The organism is Streptomyces sp. MK37H, assembly GCF_018035285.1.
Classification (GTDB): domain Bacteria; phylum Actinomycetota; class Actinomycetes; order Streptomycetales; family Streptomycetaceae; genus Streptomyces; species Streptomyces endocoffeicus.
The window spans coordinates 1-12,962 of the sequence record NZ_JAAAYH010000261.1 but is presented as its reverse complement, the minus strand read 5'-3'; the positions used below and the strand labels follow the sequence as shown (position 1 = coordinate 12,962).

Annotated in this window: 3 protein-coding genes; all 3 read left to right on the top strand. The window is 73.8% G+C overall.

Going from position 1 to position 12,962, the window contains the following annotated elements; translation table 11 throughout:
- Positions 1 to 1,476: GntP family permease (locus tag GWI24_RS29435; protein WP_247617039.1), on the top strand; the 1,476-nt coding region annotated here is incomplete at its 5' end.
- Between the two features lie 34 nt (positions 1,477 to 1,510).
- Positions 1,511 to 2,158 (top strand): ankyrin repeat domain-containing protein, encoded by a 648-nt coding sequence (locus tag GWI24_RS29430; protein ID WP_210948920.1) that lies wholly within the window; start codon positions 1,511 to 1,513, stop codon positions 2,156 to 2,158.
- A gap of 165 nt (positions 2,159 to 2,323) precedes the next feature.
- Positions 2,324 to 12,962: non-ribosomal peptide synthetase/type I polyketide synthase (locus GWI24_RS45630; RefSeq protein ID WP_247617038.1), on the top strand; the 10,639-nt coding region annotated here is incomplete at its 3' end.

The window sequence follows — 12,962 nt, the reverse complement described above, 5'->3', positions numbered from 1 at the left end:
ACCGCACACACCTGGTGGCTGCTGCTCATCCTCACGGTGGCGATCGCAGCACTGATCTATCTCATCAACTCACGGCTGCGGGTCCATCCGTTCGTCGCGCTGATCCTGGTCAGCGTGGGCACGGGGATAGCGGCCGGGGAGCCCGCCGCGAAACTCGCCGGATCCATCGAGGAGGGCGCCGGCGGCACCCTCGGCGACGTGGGCGTCACCCTCGCCCTGGGCGCCATGCTCGGCCGTCTGCTGTCCGACTCGGGCGCCACCGACGCCATCGCCCGCGCCCTCGTCGCCCGCGCCGAGCCCCGCAGACTGCCCTGGCTGGTGGGTGCCGCGGCGTTCGTCATCGGTGTGCCCATGTTCTTCGAGGTGGGCCTGATCGTGCTACTGCCGTTGATCTTCAGCGTCGCCCGCAGAATGGAGGAACACGGCGGCACCAAGGGCAGCCCGTACGTGCTCCTCGGTGTGCCCGCCATCGCCTCGCTGTCCACCCTGCACGGCATGCTGCCGCCCCACCCCGGCCCGCTGACCGCCATGACCGGGCTGCACGCCGACCTCGGCCTCACCCTCGGCGTCGGCATCGTCTGCGCCGTGCCCACCGTCATCCTGGCCGGGCCCGTCTACGCCCGCTGGATCGCGCCCCGGCTTCCCGATGTGGCTCCGGACGCCGAGCTGGTGGCCCAGTTCACGGGGGCTGAGCGTCAGCCCGCTCCGACCGCCGCCACGACGGGAGCCGGAGCGTCTGGTGCGCCTGGTGCGCAGGCGAGCGCGGAGGTGCCCCGCCGGACCGGTGTGCCCACCGGGCTGGCCGTGGCGGCCGTACTGGTGCCCGTCGTCCTGATGCTGCTGCGCACCCTGGCCGAGACGGTGCTGGACGAGTCGAGCGGGCTGGGCGCGGCGCTCGTGTTCGCCGGAGAACCGCTGGTGGCGATGCTCGCCGGTTTCGTCTTCGCCCTCGGGGTGACGTTCGTCGGCTCCGCCCGCGCCGGCCGCTCCGGCCACTCCGGCCGTTCGGGCGAGGAGACCCGTGCCTCCCTGACCGACAGCCTGAAGTCCATCGCCGCCATCCTGCTCATCATCGGCGGGGGAGGAGCGTTCAAGCAGGTACTTCAGGACTCGGGCATCGGTGATGCCATCGCGTCGGCCGCCGAGGGCGCCCACATCAATGTGATCCTGCTGGGCTGGCTCATCGCCCTGCTGCTGTCGCTGACCACGGGTTCCGCCACCGTCGGCATCGTCTCCGCCACCGGCATCGTGGCCCCGCTGATCGGCGACGGCGGGGGTCTGGAGGCTTCCCTGCTCGTTGTCGCGATCGGCGCCGGTTCGCTCGGCCTCAACTACGTCAACCACGCCGGGTTCTGGCTGGTGAAGGAGTCGTTCGGAATGGACCTCACCCAGGCCACCAAGACTCAGACCGCCGTGCAGACCCTGGTCAGTGTGTTGGGTCTGGCGATGGCCCTGCTGCTGTCGGTGTTCGCCTGAGACGCCGGTCGCTCGCGGTGGGTCCGGCGGCCCCGTGGCTGTCGGACCCACGGACCCGCGGCGGCGCTCCGTCGTCCAGCTGGTCTGTGGTGTCCTCGGCCCGATGGACTTCCTGACGGAGGAATTCGCGAAGGACGTCTATCCGGGCGGCGTGGCGACGCGGCTCCGCGGAGCACGGTTCGTCATGCCGGCCAGCGCCGCACCGCCGAACCAGGAAGTGGCCTTCGGCATCCTCGAGCTCCCGCCCCGCGGTACGCCCGACCCGGTCGGCCGCGCCCTGCTGCGGGCGTGCGCCGCCGGGGACGTGGGTGCGCTGCGTGCCGCGCTCGGCGAGGGCGCTGACGTCGGCACGCTCGACGAGTACGGCGCCACACCCCCGCACCACGCCGTCGCGGCGCGTTCGGCCGCGACCGTCGAAGCGTTGCTCGCGGCGGGCGCCGATCCGCGCGCCCAGTCGGCCTTCGGCAACGCACCCCAGTTCACGGCCGCGGGCCCCGGCCGTCCCCACCCCACCACCCGCCGGATCGAAGGCGAGGAGCACTGGAGCGTCCTGTGGTCGCTGCTCGACGCGGGCGCCGACACCAATGCCGTCAACACCGCCGGTCAGACGCTGCAGCCGCGAACTCACCAACGTGTACCAGGCCGTGGTGGACCGGCTCACCGAGGCGGCGGCCGGGAGTGAAGGGCGTGAACGCTGAACGGCCTGGTGCGAATGCTGAGGTGAGGGCCGGGCCAACGCTGAGGTGAGCGATTGGTCACCGCAGAGGTGAGGGATTGCCGTCCGGTTGGAACCCGCCGCTCCGTTCGCACCTCCCTCTACAAGAGGGCAAGTGAGTTGGGGAGCTTGATGACCGGACCGAATGGCGAGACCGCGCTCCCGCAGGTCTTGATGGGCGCGGCAGACGCGGCCCCGGACCAGGTGCTGGTGCATGTCCGAGGCGACGGTGGCGAGCGGACCGTCACCTTCGCGGAGCTGCGGGACGAGGCGCTGTGCGTCGCCGGTGGCTATCTCGCGGCCGGGGTGGCACCCGGCACCTGTGTCCCGCTGCTCGCCGACCGCGGCGATGACTTCCAGGTGTTGTTCTGGGGTGCGTTGCTGGCCGGTCTCGTCCCGGTGCCGCTCGCGTCCGATGTCCGGCGGGTGGCGCCGGTGTGGGAATCGCTCGGCCACCCGCCGGTGGCGGTGGACGCGGCCACGGAGACGCTGTTGGGTGAACTGCCCGATGGCGTTGAGCCGTTGCGGCTGGACGAGTTGCGGCAGGGTCGCCCGCCCGCCCGGTTGCCGGAGGTCACGCCCGGCGATGTGGCGTTCGTCCAGTTCTCCTCGGGCAGCACCGGAGCCCCGAAGGGTGTCGAGCTGACGCATGCCGCCGTGCTGGCCAACCTGGAGCAGATGCGGCTCGCCGCGGCCATCACACCCGACGATGTGGTGGCGAGCTGGATGCCGTACTTCCACGACATGGGACTCATCGGCACCCACCTGGCCCCGCTCGCCGCGCGCGCCAAGCAGGTGCGGCTGGAGCCGTTGTCGTTCGCCAAGCGCCCGGTGCTGTGGCTGGAGACGGCGGATCGCCACCGGGCGACACTTCTGTCCGCCGCCAACTTCGCGCTGGCCCTGGCCGTACGGCGGATCCCGGATGAGGTGTTCACCCGGCTCGATCTGACCTCCGTGCGATTGGTCCTGGTCGGTGCCGAGCCGATCGCCCCCGCGGTGTGGCGGAGGTTCGTGGCGAAGGCGCGGACGTCCGGGCTCGACGAGCGGGCACCGCTGCCGGTCTATGGCCTGGCCGAGGCCACCTTGGCGGTCACCTTCCCGCCCCTGGACGAGGTGGCGGTGGAGCGTGTGCTGGACCGGGTGGCTCTCAGCCGAGGCCACGCGGTGGACACCGCCCGGGGCCCGGACGCCGTGGAGCTGATGGACGTCGGTCTGCCGGTGCCCGGGTGCGAGGTGCGCATCGTGGACGACGCGGACCGGCCGCTGGACGACCGGCGGGTGGGCCACATCCAGGTGCGCGGACCCCAGGTGGCCCGCGGCTACCGCAACGCCCCCGAGGCGACCGCCGCCACGTACGTGGGTGGCTGGTTGCGCACCGGCGACCTGGGCTTCCTGGCCGACGGCCGGCTGTGCGTCACCGGCCGCCACAAGGACGTGCTCTTCGTATCCGGCCGCACCTTCCACGCGCCGGACCTGGAGGAAGTGGCGGCGGCCACCCCCGGCCTGCCGACACCGCCCCTGGCCGCGGTGGTGGGCTCCACCGACCCGGCGGACGGCACGGAACGGGTGGTGGTGTTCGTACGCCGCCCCAGTCCGCCGAGCGCGGCGGCGACCGTACTGGCAGAGGTGGCGGCACGGGTCCGGCAGGCCCTGGCCCACGACGACGTACGGGTGCTGCCCCTGCCGCCGGGCGCGTTCCCCCGAACGACAAGCGGCAAGCTGCGGCGAGGTGCGATGCGCGAGCGCTATGAGGCGGGGGCCTATGCCGAGGTGGAGGAGCGGTGGGGGCACGGGGGTGTGGCTGCGGCCGCTGGGGCCGTCCCCGCGGCGTTGGACTCGCGGCGGGAGGTTGCGCGGAGCGTCACCGGCATATGGGCGCGGGTACTGGGCGTGCCCGAGGACGTCATCGGCCCGCATGACCGGTTTCTGGCCGTAGGCGGTTCGTCGTTGAAGGCGATGGAGGTGCTCGCCGAGGTGGAGGACGCCTTCGGCGTCACGGTGCCACCGGCCGTGCTGCGCGACCGTGACACGGTGGCCGCGCTGACCGAACACGTGGTGGCGGCGCGGCGCGGCGGGCCGCCGGAGGCCGCTCGGCCCCGCGACACCGCAGGCGACACCGACCCGGGAGCGATCGCGGTCGTCTCCATGGCCTGTCGCTTTCCCGGTGCGGACACCCCGGACGCCTTCTGGGACCGGCTCGTGGCCGGCCACGACGCCGTCGGGCCCGTACCGGCCGCCCGTTGGACGCCCCGGCCGGAGGCCACCGCCCGATGGGGCGCCTTCCTGGACGATCTGTCCCGCTTCGACGCCACGTACTTCGGCATGGACGACCAGGAGGCGGCCGTGACCGACCCACAGGCCCGGATCTTCCTCGAACTGGCCCACGAGGCCCTGGAGCGCGCGGGCTACGCGGGTTCGCGGCGGACGGGCCGCCGTATCGGCGTGTTCGCCGCGACCGGGGAGAGCGGCTACCGCGAACTGCTGTCCCGGGCCTCCGGCCCGGACGGCGGGCTGCCTCCCGCCGCGTTGGTCGGCAACCTCCCCAACCTCGTCGCCGCCCGCGTGGCACAGAGCCTGGACCTGACCGGCCCGGCCCTCGCCGTCGACACCGCCTGCTCGTCGGCGCTGGTCGCGCTGCACTTGGCGCGCCGCAGCCTGCAGGCGGGGGAGTGCGACCTCGCCGTGGTCGGCGGGGTCAACCTCGCGCTGGCCCCGACCGGCCACAGTCTGCTGGAGCAGGCGGGCGTACTCTCGCCGACCGGCCGCTGCCACGCCTTCAGCGCCACGGCCGACGGCTTCGTCCCCGGGGAGGGCGGCGCGGCGGTCGTGCTGGCCCGGCTGGACGACGCACACCGCGCGGACGATCCGGTCCTGGCCCTGCTGCGTGGCACCGCGGTGAACAACGACGGTCGTTCGCTGAGCCTGCTGGCCCCCAACGCGCTCACCCAGCGGGAGATCATCGTCCAGGCGTACCGCGACGCGGGCGTCGACCCCGGCAGCGTGTCCTACATCGAGGCCCACGGCACCGGCACCGCCCTCGGCGACCCCGTCGAACTACGCTCCCTCACCCAGGCGTTCCCGCCCCGTGCCGACGGGCAGCCCCGACTGCTGGGCTCGGTGAAGACCAACCTCGGCCACCTGCTCAACGCCGCCGCCATGCCAAGCCTGGTCAAGGTGGTCCTGGCCCTGGGCCATCGCCAGTTGCCCGCCTCGCTGCACCACGATCCACCCATCGCCTCCCTCCCCGACGATGGAACGGCCGGTTTCGAGGTGGTCACCAGGCATCGCGCATGGACGGCGCCCGGCCCGCTGATGGCCGGGATCAACGCCTTCGGATTCGGCGGCACCAACGCACACGCCATCCTCGAGGAGGCGCCTCCGCGTTCGCCACGTCGCGGGGCTCGGCCGGCTCCTGCCCGGCGGGGCGAGGCGGATGCCCTGGGCGAGGATGGCTTGGGCGTCGAGGGCGGTCCGAGCCACGGCCCGGAGGTCGGTTCCGTGGACCGGGACGCCCCAGGGGGCCAGCACGGCCCGGTCCACGGCCCGGAGGCCGGTCCAGCGGACCAGGCCGGCTCACGGGCCGAAGACGGTCCGCGTCTGCTGACTCTGTCGGCGCGCGGCGCCGACGCCATGGTGGCCGCGGCCCGTGACCTCGCGGCCCATCTGCGGGCTCACCCGGAGCTCGACGAGGGCGACGTGTGCGCCACCGTCAACACCGCCCGTGACCACGGCCCCCACCGCCTCGCAGTGGTGTCCCGTGGCGACCTCGCCGAACGCCTCGAAGCCCACCCCACTCCCGCCGTGGCCCGCTCCCGGCCCCGGCTGGCGTTCCTGCTGCCCGGCCAGGGCACCGCGCGGCCGGGGCTTGGCCGCGCCCTGTACCGCACCGCACCGGAGTTCCGCCGTGTGATGGAGGAGGCGTCCGCGCTCGTCGGCGAGGTACGCGGACGCACCCTGGCCCAGTGGTGCCTGGACCCCGATGCCTCGCCCGCCGATCTGGCCCACACCGAGGTCTCCCAGCCGCTGCTCGTGGCATTCGGCGTCGCGCTGGCCCGACAGCTGCGCGTCTGGGGCGTGACCCCGGACGCCGTCACCGGGCACAGCGTCGGCGAGATCACCGCCGCTTGCGTCGCCGGGTCGCTCACATTGGCCGAGGCGGTGCGGTTCGCCTCCGAACGGGGGCGTCTGATGCGCGAACTGGCCGCACCGGGCGCCATGGCCGCCGTACGCGGCGGTGAGGACGCCGTCGCCGAGGCGGTGGCCGAGTCGGCCGGTGCGCTGTGCGTGGCCGCGGTCAATGCCCCCGGGCAGGTGGTGATCGCCGGAGTGCCGGATGCCGTCGCCCGGGCCGTCGGGCGGCTGGCCGCCGACGGGATCACGGTCCGCGAACTTCCCGTATCCCACGGCTTCCACTCCCCGGCGATGCGCCCGGTGGCCGACCCACTCACCGCCGCGGCCACCCAACTGACCCCGCTCCCGCCCTCGATCCCCCTGCTCAGCACGCTGACCGCCGAGTGGCAGCCGTCCCTGGACCCGGCCCACTGGCGCGAACACGCCCTGCGGCCGGTGCGCTTCGGCGCCGCGGTCGAGCGTCTGCTGAACGACGGGTACGACACGTTTGTTGAGCTCGGGCCTGGCGCCACCCTGCTGGGGCCGGTCCGCGCCGTGGCGGCCGGACGCGACCCGTCGCCGGAGGTGTTCGCGCTGGCGGCGCCGGGCACCGCCGCCGACACTGATGCCGACGCCGGGCAGGCTCTGCTGACCGCCCTGGGGAGACTGTGGACGCGCGGGGTGGACCTGGACCACGCGGCACTGGGCGAGGGGCGGCCGCGTGTGCCCGTGCCGACGTACCCGTTCCAGCGCCGCAGCCACTGGCCCGACCACGGACCAGAGCGTCGGGCCGAGCACGGGCTCGAGCACCGGGCCGAGCAGCGATACGAGCATCGCCCTGAGCGGTGGCCCGAGCATCGACCTGAGGGCTGGTCCGAGCGCCGCCCGGGGCACCCACACGAGCACCGGACCGAGCGCCGACCTGAAGGCTGGCCAGAACACCGGCCAGAACACGGGCCAGAACACCGGCCAGAACACGGGCCAGAACACCGGACCGAGCACCGACACGAGCACGGACCTGCGCGTTGGCCCGATCGCCGACTGGAGCGCGGGCCTGGGAGTCATCCCGAGCACCAACACGAGCACGGGCCCGAACACGGCCCAGCGCACCGGACCGAGCACCAACACGAGCACCGACCTGACCGTCTGCCCAAACACCGGCCCGAGCACCGACAGAAGCACGCCCCCGGCCCCGCAGCCGCGGCGCCGCTGCACCGCATCACCTGGCGCGAGACGCCTCCCGCGCCGGACGGGGACACACCAGACATACCAGACACACCGGGTACGCCGGACACGCCGCACACCGTCCACCTGGTCGGGCCGGACTCGGAGCTGGCCCGTGCGCTGGCCCACCGTCTGGAACGGCGCGGTATCACGGTCCGCCGGGACGGTGACGCCTCCCTTGCCGAGCCACCCGCGCAACTCACCCTCTGGCTCGCCGGACCGGCCGCCGAGTGCCCGACCGTGACGGACCTCGTCGCCTCGACCCACACCGTACTGACCACGCTCCGGGACCTGCTCCCATCGATGAGCGAGGGCAGTGGCCGACTGCTGGCGGTCACCGAGGACGTGCACGCCACCGGCGCCACCACCGAACGGCTGCGCCCCGCCCAGGCGTTGCTCACCGGCCTGGCGCTAGCGCTCCCGGAGGAGTTCCCGGGCCTCACCGCGTACGGCGTCGACCTTTCCTCGTACGACTCCCTGGACGCCCGGCTCGACGCCCTGGAGCGGGAGGTGCTCGGGCGGAATGCGCCGGGCGGCGGCGCGGTGGCGTGGCGGGCGGGCCGCCGTCTGGTCCGTACCCCCGTGGCGGTGGCGGCCGACGCGCCGCCCTCGCCCTCGCCGCTGCCACCCGACGGCACCTACCTGATCACCGGCGGTACGGGCGGGATCGGCGCCGAGCTCGCACGCGACCTGGCCGGACGCGGTCGGCCGACCCTGATCCTCGCCGGCCGGTCGGCCCGTCCGCCGGGCAGCCTGATGGCCGAACTCGACGCGCTCGGCGCCACGGCGGAGTACCGCGTGGCGGATGTGTCCGTCGGGGCGGATGTCGAGGCCCTGATCGCGGAACTGCCGCCGCTGGACGGGGTGTTCCACGCCGCAGGAGTGGCGCGCCCCGGCACGCTGCGGACGAAGTCGCCTGAGGAGATGACCGAGGTGATGGCCGCCAAGGTGCGCGGCAGCCACCTGTTGTCCCGGGCCCTGTCGCGCCACGGCCACCGTCCGGCGGTGTGCGTGGCCTTCTCGTCGGTCACCTCGGTACTGCCCGGCCTGGCCGGTGCGCTCGGCGACTACGCCGCGGCCAACGCCTTCCTCGACGCCTTCGCGGCCTCCGAACGAGCGGCCGGCCGCCCGTGGCAATCGCTCAACTTCGCCGCGTTCGCCGAAACCGGCCTGGCCGCCGGGAGCCCGTCGCGAACCGCCCCCGCCACGACCCGTGGCGTGGCCCCACTGACCACGGGCACGGGCCTCGCCGCACTGCACGCGGCATGCGGCATCGACGCGGCGCAGTTGGTGGTGGCCGAGCTGACGGCCGCCGCCGGGCTGGGGACTGCCGCGTCGGTCGCCATCGGGTCCGAGCCCGCGGCCGCTGCCACGGACACATGCGGAAGTTCCGCCGGGCCCACCGGCACGCAGGGGACCACCGTGTCGGCCGCCGCCGGTCCTGAACTCGACGAGGCAGCCACCGCTGGGTCCGGCGCCGCCATGTCCGGGACCGCCGGGTTGGGCCCGGAGTTCGCAGTGTCGGCCGCCTCCGGGTCCGAGCGTGTCACCTTCGCCACGGACGTGTCCGGGACCGGCGCCTCCGCCGCCGGCACGTCCGGAACTTCCGCGTCGGCCACCGGCACGCAGGGGACCACCGCGCCGGGCCCCGACTTGGCCGCGACCGCCGCGTTGGCCTCCGGCATGCCCGGGGCCAGCTCAGCCTCGGCGCCGACGGCAGCCACAGCAGGGACCGCCGCCGGAGCGGGGATCGCCGCCGGAGCGGGGATCGCCGTGGCGTGGGAGACCTCCCGGTCGTTGTCCGCGGCACCCGCGTCCCCCGCCGCCGCACCGGCGTCCAAGTCCTCCGCAACCGCAACCGGCACGGCCGACCCCACCCCTGCGCACATCACCGGTGTTCTGCGTCGCCTCCTTGCCGAGGCTCTGCACCGCTCGCCCGCCGAGATCGCTGACGACGAGCAGTTCCTGACCATGGGACTGGACTCGCTCTCCGCCGTGGACCTCGTCAGAAGGCTGGAGTCGGAGCTGGGCCGGGCCCTGCCGCCCACGCTGTTCTTCGAGTACCGGACGATCGGCGAGCTGGCCGCCCATCTGTCGACCGGCCAGGTGGAGGCGGAGCAGCCCGCGCCCCCGCCGCGCCCCGCCGACGACGACAGTGTGACGGCGTTCGGCAACGGGACCCCGCTTCCCCTCACACCCGTCCAACTGGCCTTCCACACGGGCGGCAGGCTGCACCCCGAGGTCACCGCGTACGCGTACGTGCGCCAGACCATCAGCGGCCTCCTGGATGCCGGTCTGCTCGGCCGGGCGCTCGCGCTCCTCGCCGAGCGCCACCCGATGCTGCGCATCAGGATCGAGACCGACGGCACGGCGCCCGCCCAAAACGTGGCGCCACCGGACCCGCACACCATGCCCTTCTGGTACGAGATCCGGCATGCCGACGGCCCCCTGGCCGACCTGGAGGAGGCGCTGTGCAATCGCCCCTTCGACCTGGCCACCGAGGCACCGGTACGTGCGGTGCTGGTCCGGGAGCGCACCGACCTCGCCCACCTGCTGCTCGTACTGCACCACGCCGCCGCGGACGGATTCAGCCTCAACGTCCTCGGCGAGGAGCTGTGGTCGGTCTACACCGCCCTCGCGCACGGACGTTCACCCGAGCTGCCACCGCTGGAAGCGGGCTTCGCCGACTACGCCGCCGCCGTCGAGGCGGAACGGTCCTCGCCGGAGTTCGCCGAGGACAGGCGGTACTGGCGTGACACACTCGCCGCCCACGCCCACGCCCACGCCCACCCCACGCCCCTGGACCTGCCGTGGGACGGCGACCCGGAGGGGCCGCCCGCCGCGCCGCTCACCGCACACCAGGTGGCCACCGACCCCCACCTCACCGCCGCGCTGCGCAAGTGCGCCGCCGCCCATGGCGTTTCGCTCTTCCATCTGCTGCTGGCCGCGTACGTGCGCTGTCTGGCGCGGTGGAGCGGGCAGTGCGGCATCGCGGTCAACGTGGCGCGTGCCCGTCGCGAACTCCGGCTGGCCGGTCTCGACCGGCTGGTCGGCCCGCTCGCCGACACCCTGCCGCTGCCGGCCGCCGTCGACCCGGACGAGCCCGTACCCGCCCTGGCACAGCGGTTGCGCGCGATCTGGCTGGACGCGGAGCGGCACGCCCGGCTCACCAGCGTGGACATCGCCCGGCTGCTGCCCGCCGCCGGGTCCCGGCCGCGTACCGCCTCCCCGGCGGGGTTCAGTTTCGCCCGCTTCCCCGTCACGACCGACCCCGACTGCCCGGTGACGGTGCGCCCGGCCGCGGCGCGCACCGCATCCGCCGCCACGCGCCTGGGACTGCTGTGTTGGGAGAGCGAACGAGCCCTGCACTTCTCCTGGAACTTCCCGGCCCGGCTGTTCAACCGGACCACCGTGGAGCGCCTGGCACGCGATCACCTAGCCGAATTGGCGGAGCTGGCCGAAGTCACCACCCCTGCCCGAAGGGATACTCCGGCACCGACACCGACACCGACACCGACACCGACACCGACACCGGCACCGACACCGGCACCGACCCCGCTGCCCGCAGCCGGGCGCGGGATCGTTGAGCGCCTTTCGACACGATTCCGGGCGGCCGCCGACCAGATCGCGGTGGCAACCGGCGACGCCACCATGACCTACGGCGCACTCGACCGGGCCTCCGCCGCACTCGCCGACCGGCTACGCGCCCGAGGCGTCGCCCCCGGGGATCTGATCGGCCTGCTGACCGAGCCGGGTGTCGACACCGTCGTCGGTGTCGTCGGCATCCTGCGGGCCGGGGCCGGGTGGGTGCCGCTGGATGCCACCCACCCCGCCGCGCGCCTGGCCGACCAGCTCCATCGGTCGACGGCCCGGCACGTGGTGTGCCACGAGGCCACCCGAGCGACGGCCGACACGCTCGACGACGTGACGACGGTGGCCATCGACGACGCTTCACCCACACCGGTCTGCACCGCGACCCCGGTCCCTGCCGACCCCGACGCCGTCGCCTACACCATCTTCACCTCGGGTTCCACCGGCCGCCCCAAGGCCGTACCGATCACCCACCGGGCGATGATGAACTACCTGGACTGGGCCGTGGACACCTTCGGCTACCGCGCGGGCGACCGGCTGGCCCAGACCGCCTCCGTGTGCTTCGACGCGTCCGTACGCCAACTGCTGGCGCCGCTGCTGGTCGGAGCCGCCGTTCACACCCTGCCGCGGAATCTGGTCCGCGACCCCGAGGCGTTGCTCGACCGGGTCGTACGGGATCGGATCACCGTATGGAGCTCGGTGCCCACGCTGTGGGAACGGCTGCTGACCACCGCCGAGACCCGGGTGCGGCGCGGCGAGCCCCGCCCCGACCTGTCGGCGCTGCGCTGGATCCACGTCGGCGGGGAGGCGCTGCCCGCCGCGCATGTCCGTCGCTGGTACGACCTGTTCGGGCCCGGCCACCGCATCGCCAACCTGTACGGGCCGACGGAGACCACCGTCAACGCCACCTGCCACCTCATCGAGGCCCGCCCCGGAGATGAGGTGCGGCGGCTGCCGATCGGCCGTCCCATCTCCGGCACCGAGGTCGCGGTGGTGGCCGAGGACGGGCGCCACTGCGCTGCCGACGAGCCCGGTGAACTCCTCATTGGCGGAACGGGGCTGACGCCGGGATACCTCGGCGACCCCGCGCTCACGGCGGCGGCGTTCACCGAGCGCGACGGCGAACGCTGGTACCGCAGCGGCGATCGGGTCCGCCAACGCCCCGACGGCGTACTGGAGTTCCTCGGCCGTCTCGACGACCAGGTGAAGATCCGAGGCCACCGGGTCGAACCGGGGGAGATCGAGGCGGTACTGCAGACCCATCCCCGGGTCGCCCAGGTCGCCGTACTGCACCGCGACGGCCGACTGACCGCCTTCGTGGAACCCCTGCCGGGCGGCCCCGAACCCGATCCAGCACAGCTGCGCACCCACTTGCGTGCCACCCTGCCGGACTACATGCTCCCGAGTCGATTCCGATTCCTGGGCGCGCTGCCACTCACGGGCACGGGCAAGGTGGATCGCCGTCGACTCGACGCGCCGGCCGGTGACGCGGGCACGGGAGCGGCAACGGGTGGGAGCTCGCCGCAGACCCGGGGGACCCCGGCGGCCACACCGACCGAGCGCACCTTGGCCCGTATCTGGTCCGAGGTGCTGGGTGTCGCGGAGGTCGGCCGTGAGGACGACTTCTTCGTGCTCGGTGGCGACTCCATCCTGGTCCTGGAGGTGTTCGCGCGGCTGGAGAAGGCTTACGAGGGGGAACGGCCGGGGGGTGCCCTGCCGAGGCCGACGGTCATCTACGAACACAGCACGCTCACCGCCCTTGCCACGGCCGTGGATACCGCCACCGCTGCGGACGCGGCCGTCACTGTGGACGAGACCGCCGCGGTTGATCAGGCATCCGTTGCGG